This is a genomic window from Enterobacter sp. PP-008-ECC_S150 (assembly GCF_045257065.1).
Classification (GTDB): Bacteria; Pseudomonadota; Gammaproteobacteria; order Enterobacterales; family Enterobacteriaceae; genus Enterobacter; species Enterobacter chengduensis.
Genome location: NZ_JBJHHG010000014.1, coordinates 1 through 20,951, shown reverse-complemented (window position 1 = coordinate 20,951; position 20,951 = coordinate 1). Strand labels below are relative to the sequence as shown.

General features: G+C 55.5%; 21 protein-coding genes and 1 rRNA gene. 14 read left to right on the top strand and 8 right to left on the bottom strand.

Features of this window, described 5'->3' with window-relative positions; genetic code table 11:
- Positions 1–93: 93 nt before the first annotated feature.
- The 9 genes from fabZ (at position 94) to tilS (ending at position 11,611) form a co-directional block, all read left to right on the top strand.
- Positions 94–549, top strand: a complete 456-nt coding sequence (fabZ, locus tag ACJBF3_RS15765; RefSeq protein WP_010426706.1) for a 3-hydroxyacyl-ACP dehydratase FabZ — start codon at positions 94–96, stop codon at positions 547–549.
- Positions 550–552: 3 nt separating this feature from the next.
- Entirely contained in the window at positions 553–1,341 is a 789-nt protein-coding gene (lpxA, locus tag ACJBF3_RS15760; protein ID WP_023310462.1) for an acyl-ACP--UDP-N-acetylglucosamine O-acyltransferase, read from the top strand.
- On the top strand, positions 1,341–2,489 hold the full coding sequence (lpxB, locus tag ACJBF3_RS15755) for a lipid-A-disaccharide synthase (protein WP_045327821.1): 1,149 nt from the start codon (positions 1,341–1,343) through the stop codon (positions 2,487–2,489). The genes lpxA and lpxB overlap by 1 nt, the downstream gene beginning before the upstream one ends.
- Positions 2,486–3,082, top strand: coding sequence for a ribonuclease HII (rnhB, locus tag ACJBF3_RS15750; RefSeq protein WP_045327822.1), 597 nt, complete (start codon positions 2,486–2,488; stop codon positions 3,080–3,082). Before lpxB ends, rnhB begins: the two co-directional genes overlap by 4 nt.
- A gap of 38 nt (positions 3,083–3,120) precedes the next feature.
- Positions 3,121–6,603 (top strand): DNA polymerase III subunit alpha, encoded by a 3,483-nt coding sequence (dnaE, locus tag ACJBF3_RS15745; RefSeq protein WP_045327825.1) that lies wholly within the window; start codon positions 3,121–3,123, stop codon positions 6,601–6,603.
- A 12-nt stretch (positions 6,604–6,615) separates the two neighbouring features.
- The gene (gene accA, locus ACJBF3_RS15740) at positions 6,616–7,575 is read left to right on the top strand and encodes an acetyl-CoA carboxylase carboxyl transferase subunit alpha (RefSeq protein WP_045327826.1); all 960 of its coding nucleotides are present in this window, start codon (positions 6,616–6,618) and stop codon (positions 7,573–7,575) included.
- A gap of 100 nt (positions 7,576–7,675) precedes the next feature.
- Positions 7,676–9,808: a lysine decarboxylase LdcC gene (locus ACJBF3_RS15735; RefSeq protein WP_045327827.1), complete on the top strand. Its 2,133-nt coding sequence runs from the start codon at positions 7,676–7,678 to the stop codon at positions 9,806–9,808.
- A gap of 65 nt (positions 9,809–9,873) precedes the next feature.
- The gene (locus ACJBF3_RS15730) at positions 9,874–10,263 is read left to right on the top strand and encodes a VOC family protein (RefSeq protein ID WP_045327828.1); all 390 of its coding nucleotides are present in this window, start codon (positions 9,874–9,876) and stop codon (positions 10,261–10,263) included.
- Between the two features lie 58 nt (positions 10,264–10,321).
- The gene (tilS, locus tag ACJBF3_RS15725; protein ID WP_045327829.1) at positions 10,322–11,611 is read left to right on the top strand and encodes a tRNA lysidine(34) synthetase TilS; all 1,290 of its coding nucleotides are present in this window, start codon (positions 10,322–10,324) and stop codon (positions 11,609–11,611) included.
- Between the two features lie 28 nt (positions 11,612–11,639).
- Here tilS and rof read toward each other — a convergent pair whose 3' ends face one another.
- Together rof and ACJBF3_RS15715 are read right to left on the bottom strand one after the other, a co-directional pair.
- Positions 11,640–11,900, bottom strand: a complete 261-nt coding sequence (gene rof / locus ACJBF3_RS15720; protein WP_045327830.1) for a Rho-binding antiterminator — start codon at positions 11,898–11,900, stop codon at positions 11,640–11,642.
- A complete protein-coding gene (locus tag ACJBF3_RS15715; protein WP_008501889.1) occupies positions 11,887–12,087 on the bottom strand; it encodes a YaeP family protein in 201 nt (66 codons plus the stop codon). Before ACJBF3_RS15715 ends, rof begins: the two co-directional genes overlap by 14 nt.
- Before the next feature lie 196 nt (positions 12,088–12,283).
- Here ACJBF3_RS15715 and ACJBF3_RS15710 point away from each other — a divergent pair, with 196 nt between their 5' ends.
- Genes ACJBF3_RS15710 through nlpE form a run of 3 tightly spaced genes read left to right on the top strand, consistent with a single transcriptional unit; the run spans position 12,284 to position 13,981 of the window.
- Positions 12,284–12,829: a YaeQ family protein gene (locus ACJBF3_RS15710; RefSeq protein ID WP_045327831.1), complete on the top strand. Its 546-nt coding sequence runs from the start codon at positions 12,284–12,286 to the stop codon at positions 12,827–12,829.
- Complete coding sequence (gene arfB / locus ACJBF3_RS15705) at positions 12,826–13,248, top strand: alternative ribosome rescue aminoacyl-tRNA hydrolase ArfB (RefSeq protein ID WP_045327832.1); 423 nt, start codon at positions 12,826–12,828, stop codon at positions 13,246–13,248. Before ACJBF3_RS15710 ends, arfB begins: the two co-directional genes overlap by 4 nt.
- Positions 13,249–13,282: 34 nt before the next feature.
- Positions 13,283–13,981: an envelope stress response activation lipoprotein NlpE gene (nlpE, locus tag ACJBF3_RS15700; protein WP_032644146.1), complete on the top strand. Its 699-nt coding sequence runs from the start codon at positions 13,283–13,285 to the stop codon at positions 13,979–13,981.
- 47 nt (positions 13,982–14,028) lie between these two features.
- Here nlpE and proS read toward each other — a convergent pair whose 3' ends face one another.
- From proS to metN, 6 genes are all read right to left on the bottom strand, one after another.
- A complete protein-coding gene (gene proS, locus ACJBF3_RS15695) occupies positions 14,029–15,747 on the bottom strand; it encodes a proline--tRNA ligase (RefSeq protein WP_045327833.1) in 1,719 nt (572 codons plus the stop codon).
- 112 nt (positions 15,748–15,859) lie between these two features.
- Positions 15,860–16,567 (bottom strand): tRNA (N6-threonylcarbamoyladenosine(37)-N6)-methyltransferase TrmO, encoded by a 708-nt coding sequence (gene tsaA, locus ACJBF3_RS15690; protein ID WP_045327834.1) that lies wholly within the window; start codon positions 16,565–16,567, stop codon positions 15,860–15,862.
- Positions 16,564–16,968: an Rcs stress response system protein RcsF gene (gene rcsF / locus ACJBF3_RS15685; protein ID WP_045327835.1), complete on the bottom strand. Its 405-nt coding sequence runs from the start codon at positions 16,966–16,968 to the stop codon at positions 16,564–16,566. Before rcsF ends, tsaA begins: the two co-directional genes overlap by 4 nt.
- Before the next feature lie 106 nt (positions 16,969–17,074).
- Positions 17,075–17,890: a methionine ABC transporter substrate-binding lipoprotein MetQ gene (gene metQ, locus ACJBF3_RS15680; protein WP_014168729.1), complete on the bottom strand. Its 816-nt coding sequence runs from the start codon at positions 17,888–17,890 to the stop codon at positions 17,075–17,077.
- A 40-nt stretch (positions 17,891–17,930) separates the two neighbouring features.
- Positions 17,931–18,584 carry a methionine ABC transporter permease MetI gene (locus ACJBF3_RS15675; RefSeq protein WP_014168730.1) on the bottom strand — a complete coding sequence of 218 codons (654 nt, stop codon included), beginning with the start codon at positions 18,582–18,584 and terminating at the stop codon, positions 17,931–17,933.
- Positions 18,577–19,608 carry a methionine ABC transporter ATP-binding protein MetN gene (gene metN, locus ACJBF3_RS15670; protein WP_045327836.1) on the bottom strand — a complete coding sequence of 344 codons (1,032 nt, stop codon included), beginning with the start codon at positions 19,606–19,608 and terminating at the stop codon, positions 18,577–18,579. Before metN ends, ACJBF3_RS15675 begins: the two co-directional genes overlap by 8 nt.
- A 188-nt stretch (positions 19,609–19,796) precedes the next feature.
- Here metN and gmhB point away from each other — a divergent pair, with 188 nt between their 5' ends.
- Entirely contained in the window at positions 19,797–20,363 is a 567-nt protein-coding gene (gene gmhB / locus ACJBF3_RS15665; RefSeq protein WP_045327837.1) for a D-glycero-beta-D-manno-heptose 1,7-bisphosphate 7-phosphatase, read from the top strand.
- Between the two features lie 371 nt (positions 20,364–20,734).
- Positions 20,735–20,951 (top strand): 16S ribosomal RNA (locus ACJBF3_RS15660); the annotation flags it as partial.

Sequence of the window (20,951 nt, the reverse complement as noted above, 5' to 3'; positions counted from 1 at the left end):
GTTTAACGCTATTTTTCCCGGCCTGTCGGCTTTCTAATAAACCGGCAGGCCGTGTTATTATTGTTATCAGTACATTTTGACAGGAAGAGTATTTTGACTACTGACACTCATACTCTGCATATTGAAGAGATTTTAGAACTTCTGCCGCACCGCTACCCGTTTCTGCTGGTAGACCGCGTGCTGGATTTTGAAGAAGGTCGTTTTCTGCGCGCAGTGAAAAATGTTTCCGTGAACGAGCCGTTTTTCCAGGGTCACTTCCCTGGTAAGCCTATCTTCCCGGGTGTGTTGATTCTGGAAGCAATGGCTCAGGCTACCGGTATTCTGGCGTTTAAAAGCGTCGGCAAACTGGAGCCAGGTGAGCTTTATTACTTCGCGGGTATTGATGAAGCGCGCTTTAAGCGTCCTGTCGTGCCTGGCGATCAGATGATCATGGAAGTCACTTTTGAAAAAACGCGTCGTGGCCTGACTCGCTTTAAAGGCGTAGCGCTGGTAGACGGCAAAGTTGTTTGCGAAGCGACGATGATGTGTGCTCGTAGCCGGGAGTCCTGATACGTGATTGATAAATCCGCCTTTATTCATCCTACCGCGATTGTGGAAACCGGTGCCATTATTGGTGCTAACGTCCACATTGGCCCGTTTTGTATTGTTGGACCCCATGTCGAAATTGGTGAGGGTACAGTACTGAAATCTCACGTTGTCGTGAATGGTCACACGACCATTGGCTGCAATAATGAGATCTATCAGTTCGCCTCCATCGGCGAAGTTAACCAGGATTTAAAATATGCTGGTGAGTCGACCCGTCTGGAAATTGGCGATCGTAACCGTATTCGCGAAAGCGTCACCATTCATCGTGGAACAGTACAGGGTGGTGGGTTGACGAAGGTGGGCAGCGATAACCTGTTTATGGTGAATGCGCATATCGCGCACGACTGTACCGTGGGTGACCGCTGTATTCTTGCCAACAACGCAACGCTGGCAGGACACGTATCGGTTGATGACTTCGCAATTATTGGCGGCATGACCGCAGTCCATCAGTTCTGCATCATTGGTGCGCACGTGATGGTTGGCGGATGCTCCGGTGTGGCGCAGGACGTCCCACCGTATGTGATTGCGCAGGGCAACCATGCCACGCCGTTTGGCGTGAACATCGAAGGCCTCAAGCGTCGTGGTTTTAGCCGCGAAGCGATTACTGCCATCCGCAACGCGTATAAACTGCTGTACCGTAGCGGTAAAACGCTGGAAGAGGCGAAGCCGGAAATTGCCGAGCTGGCGAATAAGCACCCGGAAGTGAACGCGTTCATGGAGTTCTTTGACCGTTCAACAAGGGGTCTGATTCGTTAATGGTCGACAGTCGTCCGCTTACGATAGCCCTGGTCGCCGGAGAAACCTCCGGCGATATTCTTGGTGCCGGTCTCATCCGCGCACTGAAGGCGCGTGTACCTAACGCACGCTTTGTTGGCGTTGCTGGGCCGCTGATGCAGGCCGAAGGCTGTGAAGCCTGGTACGAAATGGAAGAGCTGGCCGTGATGGGCATCGTTGAGGTGCTTGGGCGCCTGCGTCGTTTGCTGCACATCCGTGCCGATCTCACACGTCGCTTTACCGAGCTCAAGCCCGATGTGTTTGTCGGTATCGATGCACCTGATTTCAACATTACCCTCGAAGGCAATCTGAAAAAACAGGGCATTAAAACCATTCACTACGTCAGTCCGTCCGTCTGGGCGTGGCGACAGAAACGCGTTTTCAAAATTGGACGGTCCACCCACCTGGTGCTGGCTTTTCTACCTTTCGAAAAAGCGTTTTACGACAGATTTAACGTTCCGTGCCGCTTCATCGGCCATACCATGGCGGATGCGATGCCGCTGGATCCGGATAAAAACGCGGCGCGCGACGCGCTGGGCATTCCCCATGATGTGCACTGTCTGGCCTTGCTGCCGGGCAGCCGTGGTGCAGAAGTGGAGATGCTCAGCGCCGATTTCCTGAAAACCGCGCAGATTCTTCGCCAGACCTACCCCGATCTTGAAGTGGTCGTGCCGCTGGTGAATGCCAAACGCCGTGAGCAGTTTGAGCGGATCAAAGCGGACGTTGCCCCGGATCTCCACGTCCGTCTTCTGGACGGGAAAGGTCGGGAAGCGATGTATGCGAGTGATGCCGCGCTGCTGGCCTCCGGCACGGCGGCGCTGGAATGTATGCTGGCAAAATGCCCGATGGTGGTTGGCTATCGCATGAAGCCGTTCACCTTCTGGCTGGCAAAACGTCTGGTGAAAACGGATTATGTCTCCCTGCCAAACCTGCTTGCCGGGCGCGAGCTGGTGAAAGAGCTGTTGCAGGATGAGTGCCAGCCGCAGGCGTTAGCCGATGCGCTGCTGCCGCTGCTTGCCAACGGTAAAACCAGCCACCAGATGCATGATACCTTCCGCGAACTGCATCAACTGATCCGCTGTAACGCTGATGAGCAAGCGGCCGATGCGGTGCTGGAGTTAGCAAAATGATGGAATTTGTTTACCCTCACACCCACCTTGTGGCGGGTGTGGACGAAGTCGGACGCGGCCCTCTTGTGGGCGCTGTCGTAACCGCTGCTGTGATCCTCGATCCTGCTCGCCCGATTATTGGGCTGAACGACTCCAAAAAACTGTCCGAAAAGCGTCGACTGGCGCTCTTCGATGAAATTAAAGAGAAAGCGCTGGCCTGGAGCCTTGGCCGCGCAGAGCCGCATGAGATCGACGAGCTGAATATTCTGCATGCCACGATGCTGGCGATGCAGCGTGCGGTAGCGGGCCTGAAAATTTCCCCGGAATATGTTCTGATTGACGGCAACCGCTGTCCGGCGTTGCCTATGCCTTCAATGGCGGTCGTGAAAGGCGATAGCCGGGTCGCCGAGATTAGCGCAGCGTCCATTATTGCCAAAGTGACGCGCGATGCCGAAATGGCCGCGCTGGACCTCACTTACCCTCAGTATGGTTTCGCCCAGCATAAGGGGTATCCTACGCCTTTCCATCTGGAAAGGCTGGCTGAACATGGCGCAACCGAGCACCACCGGCGCAGTTTTGGCCCGGTCAAACGCGCGCTGGGACGGGTGTCCTGAATCAATACGCAAGCAATTAAGTAACGCGGAATCTGAAGATGGCTGAACCACGTTTCGTACACCTGCGGGTGCATAGCGACTACTCCATGATCGATGGGCTGGCGAAGACCGGGCCGCTGGTAAAAAAGGCGGCCTCTCTTGGCATGCCCGCACTGGCGATCACCGATTTTACCAACCTGTGTGGCCTGGTGAAGTTCTACGGAACGGCGCACGGCGCGGGAATGAAGCCTATCGTCGGCGCAGATTTTCATGTGCAGAGCGATCTCATCGGCGATGAACTGACGCAAATCTCCGTGCTGGCGATGAACAACACGGGCTATCAAAACCTCACTCTGCTCATCTCAAAAGCCTATCAGCGCGGCTATGGCGCGCTGGGCCCGTGGATCGACCGGGACTGGCTGGCGGAATTGAACGAAGGGCTGCTGCTGATCTCCGGTGGCCGCATGGGTGACGTCGGTAAATGCCTGCTGCGCGGCAACAGCGCGCTGGTGGATCAGTGCGTCTCGTTCTATGAAGAACACTTCCCGGATCGCTATTATCTTGAGTTGATCCGCACCGGTCGCCAGGACGAAGAGAGCTATCTGCACGCGGCGGTCGCGCTTGCGGAAGAGCGCGGGCTGCCCGTCGTCGCAACGAATGACGTGCGTTTCCTTGAGTCCGGCGATTTTGACGCGCACGAAATTCGCGTGGCGATCCACGATGGCTTTACGCTCGACGACCCGAAACGGCCGCGTAACTACTCCGCTCAGCAGTACATGCGCAGCGAGGAGGAGATGTGTGAACTCTTCTCCGATATTCCCGAAGCGCTGGAAAACAGCGTAGAGATTGCCAGGCGCTGTAACGTTACCGTGCGCCTCGGCGAATACTTCCTGCCGCAGTTCCCGACGGGTGACATGACCACGGAAGATTTCCTGGTCGTGAAATCGAAGGAAGGTCTGGAAGAACGTCTCGAATTCCTCTTCCCGGATGAAGAAGAGCGTAAAAAGCGTCGTCCTGAATATGACGAACGCCTGGACATTGAACTCCAGGTTATCAACCAGATGGGCTTCCCGGGCTACTTCCTGATCGTAATGGAGTTTATCCAGTGGTCGAAGGATAACGGCGTACCGGTCGGACCGGGCCGTGGCTCCGGTGCGGGCTCGCTGGTGGCGTATGCGCTGAAAATCACCGACCTCGATCCGCTGGAATTCGACCTGCTGTTCGAACGTTTCCTCAACCCGGAACGTGTTTCCATGCCCGACTTCGACGTCGACTTCTGCATGGAGAAACGCGACCAGGTGATCGAGCACGTGGCCGATATGTACGGTCGTGACGCGGTATCGCAGATCATTACGTTCGGTACCATGGCGGCGAAAGCGGTTATCCGCGACGTGGGCCGCGTGCTGGGCCACCCGTACGGTTTTGTCGATCGCATCTCTAAACTGGTGCCGCCCGATCCGGGCATGACGCTGGCAAAAGCCTTTGAGGCCGAACCTCAGCTGCCTGAAATCTACGAAGCGGACGAAGAGGTCAAAGCGCTGATCGACATGGCGCGCAAGCTGGAAGGCGTCACGCGTAACGCCGGTAAGCATGCGGGGGGCGTGGTTATCGCGCCGACCAAAATTACCGACTTCGCGCCGCTCTACTGCGATGAAGCGGGTGAGCATCCGGTCACTCAGTTTGATAAGAACGACGTGGAGTACGCCGGGCTGGTGAAGTTTGACTTCCTCGGCCTGCGTACGCTGACGATCATCGACTGGGCGCTGAAGATGATCAACCCGCGCCGGGAAAAGCAGGGCCTTGAGCCGATAGACATCGCCGCCATCCCCCTGGACGACAAGAAAAGTTTCGACATGCTGCAGCGCTCGGAGACGACAGCCGTCTTCCAGCTTGAATCCCGCGGCATGAAGGATCTGATTAAACGCCTGCAGCCTGACTGCTTCGAAGATATGATCGCACTGGTCGCCCTGTTCCGTCCGGGCCCGCTGCAGTCGGGGATGGTAGATAACTTTATCGACCGTAAGCACGGGCGCGAAGAGATTTCCTATCCGGACGTGCAGTGGCAGCACGAAAGCCTGAAGCCGGTACTGGAGCCAACCTATGGCATCATCCTGTATCAGGAACAGGTTATGCAGATCGCCCAGGTGCTTTCCGGCTATACCCTCGGCGGCGCGGACATGTTGCGTCGTGCGATGGGTAAGAAAAAGCCGGAAGAGATGGCCAAGCAGCGCTCCATCTTTGAAGACGGGGCGAAGAAAAACGGCGTAGACGGCGAGCTGGCGATGAAAATCTTCGACCTGGTGGAGAAATTCGCCGGGTATGGATTTAACAAATCCCACTCCGCCGCCTATGCTTTGGTGTCGTATCAAACGCTGTGGCTGAAGGCGCACTATCCCGCTGAATTTATGGCGGCAGTGATGACCGCCGATATGGACAACACCGAGAAGGTGGTGGGCCTGGTGGACGAGTGCTGGCGCATGGGGCTGAAGATCCTGCCGCCGGATATTAACTCAGGCCTCTACCATTTCCACGTCAACGATGACGGAGAGATCGTATACGGGATCGGCGCGATCAAGGGCGTGGGTGAAGGTCCGATCGAGGCGATCATCGAAGCGCGTAACAACGGCGGCTATTTCCGCGAGCTGTTCGATCTGTGCGCCCGTACCGATACCAAAAAGCTGAACCGCCGCGTGCTGGAAAAACTGATTATGTCCGGCGCGTTCGACAGGCTGGGGCCGCACCGCGCCGCGCTGATGAACTCTCTTGGCGATGCGTTAAAAGCGGCGGATCAGCACGCAAAAGCGGAAGCCATTGGTCAGGCGGATATGTTCGGGGTGCTGGCGGAAGAGCCGGAGCAGATTGAGCAATCGTATTCCAACTGCCAGCCGTGGCCAGAACAGGTGGTGCTGGATGGGGAGCGTGAGACGTTAGGCTTGTACCTGACGGGGCACCCGATCAACCAGTACATCAAAGAAATTGAGCGCTATGTCGGCGGCCACAGGCTAAAAGACATGCATCCGACAGAACGTGGTAAAATCACCACGGCTGCGGGGCTCGTGATTGCCGCAAGGGTTATGGTCACCAAGCGCGGCAATCGTATCGGCATCTGTACGTTGGATGACCGTTCCGGGCGTCTGGAGGTGATGCTGTTCACCGACGCGCTGGATAAATACCAGCAATTGCTGGAAAAAGACCGCATACTTATCGTCAGCGGACAGGTCAGCTTTGATGACTTCAGTGGGGGGCTTAAAATGACCGCCCGCGAAGTGATGGACATTGACGAAGCCCGGGAAAAATATGCTCGCGGGCTTGCTATCTCGCTGACGGACAGGCAAATTGATGACCAGCTTTTAAACCGACTCCGTCAGTCTCTGGAACCCCACCGCTCGGGGACAATTCCAGTACATCTCTACTATCAGAGGGCGGATGCACGTGCGCGGTTGCGCTTTGGTGCAACGTGGCGTGTCTCTCCGAGCGATCGTTTACTGAACGATCTCCGTGGCCTCATTGGTTCGGAGCAGGTGGAACTGGAGTTTGACTAATACAGGAATACTATGAGTCTGAATTTCCTTGATTTCGAACAGCCGATTGCTGAGCTGGAAGCGAAAATCGATTCTCTGACAGCGGTAAGCCGTCAGGATGAAAAACTGGATATTAACATCGACGAAGAAGTGCATCGTCTGCGCGAGAAAAGCGTAGAGCTGACGCGCAAAATCTTTGCCGATCTCGGCGCATGGCAGGTGGCCCAGCTGGCTCGCCATCCGCAGCGTCCGTACACCCTGGATTATGTCCGCCTGGCGTTTGACGAATTTGACGAACTGGCCGGCGATCGCGCATATGCTGACGATAAAGCCATCATTGGCGGTATCGCGCGTCTGGACGGACGCCCGGTGATGATCATTGGTCATCAGAAAGGTCGTGAAACCAAAGAAAAAATCCGTCGTAACTTCGGTATGCCAGCACCAGAAGGCTACCGTAAGGCCCTGCGTCTGATGGAGATGGCTGAGCGTTTCAACATGCCAATCATCACCTTCATCGACACCCCGGGTGCCTACCCTGGCGTGGGCGCGGAAGAGCGCGGTCAGTCTGAAGCCATCGCGCGCAACCTGCGCGAGATGTCTCGTCTGAAGGTGCCGGTCATCTGTACCGTTATCGGTGAAGGTGGCTCCGGCGGCGCGCTGGCGATTGGCGTGGGCGATAAAGTGAATATGCTGCAGTACAGCACCTATTCCGTTATCTCCCCGGAAGGCTGCGCGTCCATTCTGTGGAAAAGCGCCGATAAAGCGCCGCTGGCTGCAGAAGCGATGGGCATCATTGCGCCACGCCTGAAGGAGCTTAAGCTGATCGATTCCATTATCCCGGAACCGCTGGGTGGTGCGCATCGTAAGCCGGAAGTGATGGCGGCGTCTCTGAAAGCGCAGCTGCTGGCTGACCTGGCAGACCTGGACGTGCTGAGCAAAGAAGATCTGCTCAACCGCCGCTACCAGCGCCTGATGACCTACGGTTACGCGTAAGCTTCACAATTATCTGAAAAGCCGCACAATGTTGCGGCTTTTTTTATACCTGCGGTTTAGCCGGACTATGCTTAGCTAATGTTTTTTAAGGAGGAAGCCCATGAATATCATTGCCATTATGGGGCCACACGGCGTCTTTTATAAAGATGAGCCGATTAAGGAGCTGGAGCAAGCCCTGCAGTCGCGCGGATATCAGCTAATCTGGCCGCACAACAGCGCCGACCTGCTGAAGTTCATCGAGCATAACCCGCGCATCTGCGGCGTGATCTTCGACTGGGACGAATATGATCTCGAACTGTGCAGCGATATCAACAAGCTGAACGAATACCTCCCGCTGTATGCCTTTATTAACACCCACTCCACCATGGACGTAAGCGCCAACGATATGCGTATGGCGCTGTGGTTCTTTGAGTATTCGCTCGGCGTGGCGGAAGACATTGCGACCCGCATTCAGCAGTACACGAATGAATATCTCGATAACATTACGCCGCCGTTTACCCGGGCGCTCTTCACCTACGTGAAAGAGGGGAAATATACCTTCTGTACGCCGGGCCATATGGCGGGAACGGCCTATCAAAAAAGCCCGGTGGGCTGCCTGTTCTATGATTTCTTTGGTGGCAACACGCTGAAGGCGGACGTGTCGATTTCAGTCACCGAATTGGGCTCTCTGCTGGATCACACCGGCCCGCATCTGGAAGCCGAAGAGTATATCGCCCGCACCTTTGGCGCCGAGCAGAGCTATATGGTGACCAACGGCACCTCCACCTCGAACAAAATCGTCGGCATGTACGCCGCGCCTGCGGGCAGCACGCTGCTGATTGACCGAAACTGCCATAAGTCGCTGGCCCATTTGCTGATGATGAGCGACGTCGTACCGCTCTGGCTGTCGCCCACGCGTAACGCGCTCGGTATTCTTGGCGGCATTCCGCGCCGGGAGTTCACCCATGACGCCATTGAAGGTAAGGTCGCGGCAATTACCGGCGCGAGCTGGCCCGTCCATGCGGTGATCACCAACTCAACTTACGATGGTCTGCTGTACAACACGGACTGGATCAAAAAGACGCTGGACGTGCCGTCGATCCACTTCGATTCCGCATGGGTGCCGTACACCAACTTCCACCCGATCTATGCGGGTAAAAGCGGCATGAGCGGTGAACGCGTGCCGGGTAAAGTCTTCTTCGAAACGCAGTCGACGCACAAAATGCTGGCCGCGTTTTCCCAGGCTTCGCTTATCCATATCAAAGGCGAGTACGACGAAGACACGTTCAACGAAGCGTTTATGATGCACACCACCACCTCACCGAGCTATCCGCTGGTGGCGTCTATCGAAACGGCCGCGGCGATGCTGCGCGGCAATCCGGGTAAACGTCTCATCAACCGTTCCGTGGAGCGCGCGCTGCATTTCCGCAAAGAGGTTCAGCGGCTGAAAGAGGAAGCCGACGGCTGGTTCTTTGATATCTGGCAGCCGGAAGAGATTGATGAGGCGGAGTGCTGGCCCGTCTCGCCCGGCGAAGAGTGGCACGGCTTCCGGGATGCCGATAGCGAACACATGTTCCTCGATCCGGTAAAAGTGACGATCCTGACGCCGGGCATGAACGAGCAGGGCAAGATGAGCGACGAGGGGATTCCGGCCGCGCTGGTCGCGAAATTCCTTGACGAGCGTGGCGTAGTGGTGGAGAAAACCGGTCCCTATAACCTGCTGTTCCTGTTCAGTATTGGTATTGATAAGACCCGGGCGATGGGGCTGCTGCGCGGGCTGATGGAGTTTAAGCGCGCCTACGATCTCAACCTGCGCGTGAAGAACATGCTGCCGGATCTCTACGCGGAGGATCCTGACTTCTATCGCAACATGCGCATTCAGGATCTGGCCCAGGGGATCCACAGGCTGATCCGTCAGCACGATCTGCCGCGCCTGATGCTTCAGGCGTTTGATGTGTTGCCGGAGATGAAGTTGACTCCGCACAAGGCATGGCAGCGCCAGGTGAAAGGGGAGGTCGAAACCGTCGAGCTGGAAAACCTGGTCGGGCGCGTATCGGCTAACATGATCCTGCCTTACCCACCGGGCGTTCCGCTCCTGATGCCGGGAGAGATGATTACCGAAGAGAGTCGCGCCGTGCTCGATTTCCTGCTGATGCTCTGTTCGGTGGGGCGCCACTATCCCGGTTTTGAGACGGATATCCACGGTACGAAGCGCGACGAGAACGGCGTTTACTGGGTGCGAGTCCTAAAATAAGGGGGGCCGCTTGCCAGGTGCGGGTTTTCGGTTGTAACGTTCAGGCATCATAAAAAGGAGAAGCTATGCTGGGTTTAAAAGCTGTTCATCATATTGCGATTATTGCCACCGATTACGCGAAAAGTAAGGCCTTCTACTGCGACATTCTGGGCTTTACGCTGTTGAGCGAGGCCTACCGCGAGGAGCGTGACTCCTGGAAGGGCGATCTGGCCCTGAACGGGCAATATGTGATTGAACTGTTCTCTTTTCCTTTTCCGCCTGCGCGCCCGTCCCGCCCGGAAGCCTGTGGCCTGCGCCATCTTGCCTTCAGCGTCGATGACCTGGATAGCGCAGTCAAACATCTCGACGCGCACGGCGTGACGTGTGAAGCGATCCGCGTCGATCCGTTTACCGACAAGCGCTTTACCTTTTTCACCGACCCGGACGGCCTGCCGCTGGAGCTTTATCAGCAGTAATCTTCTTCCTGTGTGATAATGCCCGCTCAGTTCGGGCATTTTTTATGTGTAATTTCCTATGACTTTACCCGCTATCGCACACGCCGTTTCACCGTACCGCCAGCTGCTGGTGGGGTTTAGCGGTGGCCTGGATTCCACCGTTCTGCTCCATCGTCTTAAGCGCTGGCGCGATCGGGAGCCTGACGTCCAGCTTCGGGCGATGCATATTCATCACGGATTAAGCCCTCACGCAGAGGCGTGGGTGGCGCACTGCGAAGCCTTGTGTGCGGCCTGGGATATCCCGCTCCTCGTTGAGCGCGTCACCGTTGCGGAAGAAGGGCTGGGCATTGAGGCGCAGGCGCGCAAAGCCCGCTATACCGCTTTTAGCAACGCATTACGTCCCGGCGAGGCGCTGGTGACGGCCCAGCATCTGGATGACCAGTGTGAAACCTTTCTGCTGGCGCTTAAGCGGGGCAGCGGGCCTGCGGGGCTGTCTGCCATGCCGGCGCGTTCTGAATTTGCCGGCACAACGTTGCTGCGTCCGCTGCTTGGCGAGACGCGTGCCTCACTGGAAGCCTGGGCGCGGGAACATCAGCTGAGCTGGATCGAAGATGAGAGCAACCAGGATGACGGCTATGACCGTAACTTTCTGCGTCTGCGCGTCCTCCCGCTATTGAGCGAGCGCTGGCCGCATTTCGCCGACGCGACGGCACGAAGCGCCATGCTGTGCGCCGAACAGGAATCGCTGCTGGACGAGCTGTTAAGTGACGAGCTGGCTGAACTAATTTCTAAAGACGGAGCGCTGGCGATTGCACCGCTGACAGCGATGAGCCCGGTGCGTCGCGCTGCATTGATACGGCGCTGGCTGGCTTCTCATCATGCCGTGATGCCGTCGCGGGCGATGCTGAGCCGACTCTGGGACGAGGTTGCGCTGGCGCGGGAGGATGCTTCCCCGTGCGTCCACCTGAACGGTTTTGAGGTGAGACGCTATAAGGGGGAACTCTGGTGGATAAAATCCATGCCCTCGCTGACCGATGCGGTGCTCGACTGGCTTTCTCCTGACGCACCGCTGGTCTTACCCTGCGAGGCAGGGCACGTCTCTCTTATACCGTCTGGTCATGTGCGGCTGCCGAAGCCCGGTGAACCGGTCTCCGTACGCTTTAAGGCGGGCGGTATGCTGCATATCGTCGGGCGTAACGGAGGGCGGAAGCTGAAGAAAATCTGGCAGGAGTACAGCGTGCCGCCGTGGCTGCGCGACACAACGCCGCTGCTGTTCTACGGTGAAACGTTGATTGCTGCTGCGGGGGTCTTCATCACGGAAGAGGGATGGTCGGAAGAGGGAGTCCGCTTTGAGTGGCAAAAAGCGTAACGGGCAGCCAGGCTGCCCGTTAGTGTCATCAGGATTCGCTCACCACGACGGTGCCGATTTGCGGGTGGCTGAAGCTGGCTATTTTGTCCAGACGCAGCTCGCGCGTCTCACCGGCGTCTTCCACTATCAGGTATTCCACATTCTTTCGTGAAACCAGGTCGCTGGCTTTCGCCTTCAACACTTCGCCATCTTTTAGCTCCAGCGTCAGTAATAAATGATGCTGGCAGGCGAGTTCGAGGTTGTCATAGTCATCACAATTGATGGGTTGATAAGTATCATTCATCGACATAATCGCTCACCAGTAAATTCGCTGCAGCATACGCTGCTTTTTCCCTGACCGACTCTGAAAGGCTCTCATCAGAGGCCACTTCATTAAGCACTTTCAATACACAGCCCAACGCGTCCGGGACATACCCCAGATCTCCGCTGGCGATTTCCGCATACCGTTTGCGAATTAACTCACAATAATTATTCACATCCCCTCCCGCCAGCGCACTGACTTACTGTGAGATATCATTAAGCCTACGAAGATAAACTCGGTTTAGCAAGGTGACTATACCATACTCATTTAAGCAATATCAGCGCCTTGATAGCGGTGTATTTATCACCCTGTAACAGCCTTTTGCCGCGGTTTTCGCTACAATGTGCCCCTGATTCGAATGGAGTTCTCTCATGGCGCTGAAAGCGACTATTTATAAAGCAGTGGTCAATGTGGCCGATCTGGATCGCAACCGGTTCCTCGACGCGTCGCTTACGCTGGCACGCCACCCCTCCGAAACCCAGGAGCGCATGATGCTGCGCCTGCTGGCGTGGATTAAGTATGCCGACGAGCGTCTGCAGTTTACCCGTGGGTTAAGCGCCGAAGACGAGCCTGAAGCCTGGCTGCGCAACGATCATCTGGGTATCGATTTGTGGATCGAACTTGGACTGCCGGACGAGCGCAGAGTTAAGAAGGCCTGTACCCAGTCCGCTGAAGTGGCGTTATTCGCGTATAATCAGCGCGCTGCGGAGATCTGGTGGCAGCAAAACAAGAGCAAGTGCGGACAGTATAAAAATCTCACGGTCTGGTACCTGGACGATGAGCAGCTGGCGCAGCTGAGCGAGTTTGCCAGCCGGACCATGGTGCTGCAGGCGACGATTCAGGACGGTGCCATCTGGCTCTCTGATTCTCAGAATAATCTGGAAATTCATTTAACGGCGTGGCAACCGGCGCCATGATTGACTTGTCCCGAAACGTCAGCATTCCTGACAACGAGCTGGAGATCTCCGCCATCCGTGCGCAGGGGGCCGGTGGGCAGCACGTTAACAAGGCGTCGACGGCTATCCATTTGCGTTTTGACATTCGGGCATCAAGCCTGCCAGAGTATTATAAAGAAAGCCTGCTTGCTGCCAGCCATCACCTTATTACCAGCGATGGCGTGATTGTGATCAAAGCCCAGGAGTACCGTAGCCAGGAGCTTAATCGGGAAGCGGCGATAGCTAGGCTGGTGGCGGTTATCAAAGAATTAACGGCAGTACAAAAAAGCCGCCGGGCAACGCGGCCAACCCGCGCATCGAAAGAGCGTCGGTTGTCTTCTAAGGCCCAAAAATCCACAGTGAAAGCACTACGCGGTAAAGTTCGTCGCCCGACTGAGTGACGAAAGGGAACACACTTTTCATAAGGAATTCATTGTGAAAAAAGCATTATTATCAGCGCTGGCAGTGAGTACGCTGTTTGCGCTTTTCGGGTGTAACAACCGTTCCGAAACGCAGGTTTTGCAACCCACGCAAACGGAAGAGTTAAAACCGATGCAGCAAAGCTGGCGCGGCGTATTGCCTTGCGCAGACTGCGAAGGTATTGAAACGTCTCTGTTCTTGCAAAAAGATGGCACCTGGGTGATGAATCAGCGCTATCAGGGCGCTAAAGAGCCGTCTTCTTTTGCGACGTATGGCACTTGGGCGCGTACCGCCGAGAAGCTGGTATTGACGGATACCACGGGCGATAAAACGTATTTCCGCGCTAAGGGCGAGGGGATGGAGATGCTCGATCGCGAAGGCAATCCGATTGAATCCCAGTTCAACTACACGCTGGCGCCGGTAAAAGCGGCTCTGCCTGCTACGCCGATGGCAATGCGGGGGATGTACTTCTATATGGCGGATGCGGCGATCTTTACCGACTGCGCCACCGGCAGGAAGGTCAGCGTGGCAAACAATGCGCAGCTTGAACGTGATTACGCGGTGGCACGCGGTAATGACAGCAAGCCGGTACTGCTGACGGTTGACGGTCACTTTACGCTGGAGCCAAACCCGGACAGCGGGGAGATGGTGAAAACGCTGGTGGCGGATAAAGACGCGAAGTTTATTGCAGGTAAAGACTGCAACAGCAAATAAGCTGACGTTGAGCCATTAAAAAACCCCGCCTGAGCGGGGTTTTTTGTTTAGCCTTTGATGGCTTTCACCAGGTAATCAAGAATGTCGCCGGTCTTGATCATCTGTTTTTCGCCGCTGCGACGGTATTTGTATTCAATCTCATCGCTGTCGAGGTTGCGGTCGCCGATGACGACGGTGTGCGGAATACCGATCAGTTCCATATCGGCAAACATCACGCCTGGACGCTCTTTACGGTCATCCATCAGCACTTCGATACCCTGAGCGCGCAGCTCGGCATACAGCTTCTCGGCCAGCTCCTGCACGCGGTAAGACTTGTGCATGTTCATTGGCAGAATAGCGACCTGGAACGGCGCGATGTTGTCCGGCCAGACGATACCGCGCTCGTCGTAGTTCTGCTCAATGGCGGCAGCCACCACGCGCGTCACCCCGATACCGTAGCAGCCCATGGTCAGGATCTGGTTACGACCATCTTCACCCTGAACGGCGGCGTTCAGCGCACGCGAGTATTTATCGCCCAGCTGGAAGATGTGGCCCACTTCGATACCGCGCTTAATCATCAGGGTACCCTGACCGTCCGGGCTTGGATCGCCTGCGACTACGTTACGGATGTCAGCCACTTCCGGCGTCGCCACGTCGCGATCCCAGTTGATGCCGAAGTAGTGTTTACCGTCGATGTTCGCACCGGCGGAGAAGTCGCTCATCGCGGCTACCGTACGGTCAATAACAACCGGCACCGGCAGATTGACTGGGCCCAGTGAACCTGGACCCGCATTGACCACGGCGCGGATTTCCGCTTCCGTGGCGAACGTCAGCGGGCTGGCGACCTGCGGCAGCTTCTCGGCTTTTACTTCGTTCAGCTCGTGATCGCCACGCACCAGCAGGGCAACCAGCGGGTAAGCGCTCCCTTCGGTGGATTTCACCAGCAGGGTCTTAACGGTTTTTTCGATCGGCAGGTTGAACTGCTCAACCAGCTCGGAGATGGTTTTCGCGTTTGGCGTATCAACCAGCGTCATCTCCTGCGTTGCCGCAGCACGTGGTTCTTTTGGTGCCAGCGCTTCTGCAAATTCGATGTTTGCCGCGTAATCGGAAGAGTCAGAGAAGATCACATCGTCTTCACCGCTCTGCGCCAGAACCTGGAACTCATGAGATGCGCTACCGCCGATGGAGCCGGTATCAGCCTGCACGGCGCGGAAATCCAGACCCATGCGGGAGAAGATTTTGCTGTAGGCTGCGTACATGGCGTCGTAAGTCTCTTGCAGGGATTCCTGAGAGGTATGGAAAGAGTAGGCGTCTTTCATCAGGAATTCGCGAGAGCGCATGACGCCGAAACGTGGGCGAACTTCGTCACGGAACTTGGTCTGGATCTGGAAGAAGTTCAGCGGCAGCTGTTTGTAAGAGCTCAGCTCATTACGAATCAGGTCGGTAATGACTTCTTCATGCGTTGGGCCGAGAACGAACGGACGCTCGCCGCGATCGACGAAACGCAGCAGCTCTGGGCCATATTGCTCCCAACGGCCGCTCTCCTGCCACAGGTCAGCGGGCTGAACCACAGGCATAGACACCTCGATAGCACCGGCGTTGTTCATCTCTTCACGCACGATGTTTTCGACTTTTTTCAGGACGCGAACGCCGGTCGGCAGCCAGGTATATAACCCGGAGGCCAGCTTGCGGATCATCCCGGCGCGCAGCATCAGCTGATGGCTGATCACTTCGGCGTCGGCAGGCGTCTCCTTCAGAGTGGAGAGCAGATATTGGCTAGTACGCATGTTGTTACGGTTCCATTTCGACGATTGGAACAGGCTGAAACGCCAGCCTGACACAAAAAAAGTGGTTTAGTTTACCAGTGTGGCAAAGATGCCAAAAGAGAGGAGAACAAAATTACCTGGGTTCAAGGGCAAACACTTCAAAACCTGCCCCGGTAACGCGCCAGCGAACGTTAAAATCCAGCAGCCAGACGGCGTATGTTTTTCCTGCTTCCTCTTCTTTACGGTAGGCCGGACGCGGGTCCTGTGCCAGAACCTCGGTGATGAAGTCCCGTAAGCGAGGATAGCGTTTCTCCAGCTGGCCAAGCTGCGCGGTTATCTCAGACGTAAAATAAACAGGCATGTCCGCCTGCGGTGCGTCCTGAGCATAGCTGGCACGCGCGTGCGGAAGCGCTTCGGCGAAGGGCAAATAGGGTTTGATGTCGATAACCGGCGTGCCGTCGACCAGGTCCAGACTGCCTAACTCTAGTATCACCTGCTCTTTCTGGCAGCGTATGCCTTTCAGTTCAACCAGCGACATGCCTACCGGGTTTGGACGGAAGGTTGAGCGCGTCGCAAACACGCCCATTCTCGCATTGCCGCCCAGACGAGGAGGGCGCACGGTAGGACGCCAGCCACCTTCCATCGTCTGATGAAACACGAACACCACCCATAGATGGCTGAACGCCTCAAGCCCGCGTACCGCATCGGCCTGATTGTAAGGCGCAACCAGGTGAAGCTCGCCGCCTCCGCTGGTGACCAGGCCGGGCTGGCGGGGTACGGCGAACTTCTCTTTATAAGGAGAGCGGATAACGCCTATCTGCTCGAACTGAAATGCACTCATTTCGCCGTAATGTTTAGCGCAGAACCGATGCAAACCGCCTGACGGTAGCAGCCCGGCGTGCCGCTGGTGACTTCACAGCTGTGCAGCATAACCGCGTTGGCTTTCATTTTGGCCGCGTTAATCTGCATGCGTTTACGCGCTGTCGGGACATTCGGTGGCGAGTCCTGATTGGTCGCCTGACAGGATTCGCCGCTTACTTCGCCCAGCTCACGGAACGGTTTACCGACGAGTTCGTCCGCTTTCGTAATAATGCGAACCGGCGCAGGGCGAACCACTTTCGGCTTCGCAGGCTCGGTCTTTGGCGGGGTTGCCGTGCTTTGAACAGGTTCAACGGGAGATCTGCTTAGCATAGAACAGCCGCTCAGCATGAGTGCTAAAAGACAGATCGGTAAAGCACGCATAATATTTCCTCAATGGATAATCAAAACGTCAGGTATTGAATCAGTTGACTGCACAAATGACAAGACGGGCATAAGCCCGTCCTGATGATATTACACTGAGGTGAGATTACCAGCCTTTAACAGCGCCGCCGTTAAACACTTTGTTGGCTTCCTGGTAAACTTCATCCGACTGGTAGGCCTGAACGAATTTCTTCACGTTTTCCGCGTCTTTGTTGTCTTCGCGAGTCACGATCAGGTTAACGTACGGGGAGTCTTTATCTTCAACGAAGATACCGTCTTTGGCTGGCGTCAGGCCAATCTGGCTGGCATAAGTGGTGTTGATGACGGCCAGGGCAATCTGCGCATCGTCCAGGGAACGTGGCAGCTGCGGCGCTTCCAGCTCAACAATTTTCAGATTTTTCGGGTTCTCGGTGACGTCCAGAACGGTTGGCAGCAGGCCAACACCGTCTTTCAGTTTGATCAGGCCCACTTTCTGCAGCAGCAGCAGGGAACGACCGAGGTTGGTTGGGTCGTTAGGCACCGCAACCTGAGAGCCCGGCTGCAGTTCGTCCAGAGATTTAATTTTCTTAGAGTAACCAGCAATTGGATAAACGAAGGTGTTACCCACGCCCACCAGCTTATAGCCACGATCTTTGATCTGCTGGTCCAGGTATGGCTTATGCTGGAAGGCGTTCGCGTCGATATCGCCTTTGCTCAGCGCTTCGTTCGGCAGAACGTAATCGTTGAAGGTCACCAGCTCCACGTCCAGGCCATACTTCTCTTTTGCCACTTTCTGGGCAACTTCCGCAACCTGCTGTTCTGCACCCACGATAACGCCCACTTTAATGTGGTTTGGATCCTTTTCGTCCTGACCGCAACCCACCAGTGCCAGAGAGCCGATCAGCGCGCCTACTGCTGCGAAGGTCTTTAATTTAAACGCCATGTTTTATCCTTAACTCGTAGAGTTTGTGTTGTGTGTAACGTTATTTGTGCGTAACGGTCCGGACGATGCGATCGCCAGAGAACTGGATTAAGTAAACCAGAACAACCAGCAATACCAGAACGGTATTCATCACGGTAGCGTTATATCCAATATAGCCGTACTGATAACCAATCTGGCCTAAACCGCCAGCGCCAACGGCACCGCCCATTGCGGAATAACCGACCAGGGTAATGAGCGTAATGGTTGCCGCATTCACCAGGCCTGGCAGTGCTTCCGGCAGAAGAACCTTACGGACGATCTGCATCGGCGTTGCGCCCATCGCGCGGGAAGCTTCGATCAGGCCGGTTGGGATCTCCAGCAGGGCGTTTTCCACCATGCGGGCGATAAACGGTGCTGCGCCCACGGTGAGCGGAACGATGGCCGCCTGCAGACCGATAGACGTTCCGACGATCACGCGGGTAAACGGAATCATCCACACCAGCAGAATAATGAACGGGATAGAACGGAAGATGTTCACCAGCGCAGAGAGCGTACGGTACAGCTTCGCGTTCTCAATGATTTGACCCGGACGCGTCACGTACAGCAGTACGCCGACCGGCAGGCCAATCACAAAACCAAAGAAGCCAGAGACAAAGGTCATTGCCAGCGTTTCCCAAACGCCGCGAACCAGTAGCCACATCATCGGCTCAGACATAACCCAGTACCTCTACTTTTACGTGGTGTTCTTGCAGCCAGGCAATAGCTGCCTGGGTTTCTTCTTGTGTACCGTGCATTTCCGTCAGCATGATGCCGAACTTCACGCCACCGGCGTAATCCATCTGCGCGCTGATAATATTGTTGTTCACGTTAAAGCGACGCGCGGTTTCGGAAAGCAGGGGGGCATCAACGGACTGGCCGGTGAACTCCATGCGCAGCATCGGGACGCTGTCTGCCGCAGGTTCGCTTTTCAAACGCGCCAGATAATCTTCCGGAATATCCAGATGCAGCGTGGACTGGATGAACTGTTGCGCCAGCGGCGTCTTCGGATGCGAGAACACTTCACTTACCGTGTCCTGCTCGATCAGCTCACCGTTGCTGATGACCGCCACGCAGTCGCAGATGCGTTTCACCACGTCCATCTCGTGCGTAATAAGGAGGATCGTCAGGCCCAGACGACGATTAATGTCCTTCAGCAGTTCCAGAATAGAACGCGTGGTGGCCGGGTCCAGCGCGCTGGTGGCCTCATCACACAGCAGTACCTTAGGATTACTTGCCAGCGCGCGGGCAATGGCCACACGCTGTTTTTGCCCGCCGGACAGGTTGGCCGGATAGCTGTCATGTTTGTCGCCCAGACCCACGAGGTCGAGCAGCTCGGTCACGCGACGCTTCACTTCCTCTTTCGGCGTGTTGTCCAGCTCCAGCGGCAGGGCAACGTTGCCGAACACGGTGCGGGAGGCCAGCAGGTTAAAGTGCTGGAAGATCATGCCAATTTGACGACGCGCTTTGGTCAGTTCTTTCTCTGAAAGGGCGGTAAGTTCCTGGCCGCCAACTTCTACGCAGCCCTGGGTTGGGCGCTCAAGCAGGTTAACACAACGGATCAGCGTGCTTTTGCCTGCACCCGATGCGCCAATGACGCCATAAATTTGACCAGCAGGAACATGCAGGCTGACGTTGTTCAGCGCCTGAATCGTTCGGTTCCCCTGCTGGAACACTTTGGTGATATTGGAAAGTTTAATCATTAGATTATTTTTATCGTATGTAAGTTAGCCGTGGCATTTTCTTCTGCCAGATACGGGTAATGACCGTAAACAAAACGGATGTTAAGGCATCCAGACGTCTAAATCAATCCAACTCTGTACGATGAGCACTTTATTGCGCTGCGATTCATGAGATACTAGTCGAACATGCCTTTTTCAGGAGCAAACCGGTGGCAAAATCAGTACCCGCAATTTTTCTCGATCGTGACGGCACTATTAATGTTGATCACGGTTATGTCCATGAGATTGATGAGTTCGAGTTTATCGAGGGCGTAATAGATGCCATGCGCCAGCTGAAAGAGATGGGGTATGCGCTGGTGGTGGTGACGAACCAGTCCGGTATTGCACGCGGAAAGTTCACCGAAGCGCAGTTCGAGACGCTGACGGAATGGATGGACTGGTCGCTGGCCGACCGCGGCGTAGATCTCGACGGCATCTACTATTGCCCGCATCACCCGCAGGGAAGCGTAGAAGAGTATCGTCAGACCTGTGACTGCCGTAAGCCGCACCCGGGAATGTTCATCTCTGCGCAGGAGTTCCTGCACATTGATATGGCGGCTTCTTATATGGTGGGCGACAAGCTGGAAGATATGCAGGCAGCCGCCGCTGCGGGTGTAGGAACCAAAATATTAGTTCGCACCGGTAAGCCAGTGACGCCAGAAGCAGAAAATGCAGCGGATTGGGTGATTAATAGTCTGGCCGATCTGCCAAAAGAGATTAAAAAGCACCAAAAATAGCCTTTTTGGCGAAAAGGTGAGCGATTGAAATAAAAATGCATTTTTCCGCTTGTCATTCCTCGGCGGCCCCCTATAATGCGCCTCCATCGACACGGCGGATGTGAATCACTTCACACAAACAGCCGGTTCGGTTGAAGAGAAAAAAATCCTGAAATAACGGGTTGACTCTGAAAGAGGAAAGCGTATTATACGCCACCTCGCAACGGTGAGCGAAAGCCGCGTTGCACTGCTCTTTAACAATTTATCAGACAATCTGTGTGGGCACTCAAAGTGACATGGATTCTTAACGTCGCAAGACGAAAAATGAATACCAAGTCTCTGAGTGAACATGCGTAATTCATTACGAAGTTTAATTCACGAGCATCAAACTTAAATTGAAGAGTTTGATCATGGCTCAGATTGAACGCTGGCGGCAGGCCTAACACATGCAAGTCGGGCGGTAGCACAGAGAGCTTGCTCTCGGGTGACGAGCGGCGGACGGGTGAGTAATGTCTGGGAAACTGCCTGATGGAGGGGGATAACTACTGGAAACGGTAGCTAATACCGCATAACGTCGCAAGACCAAAGAGGGGGACCTTCGGGCCTCTT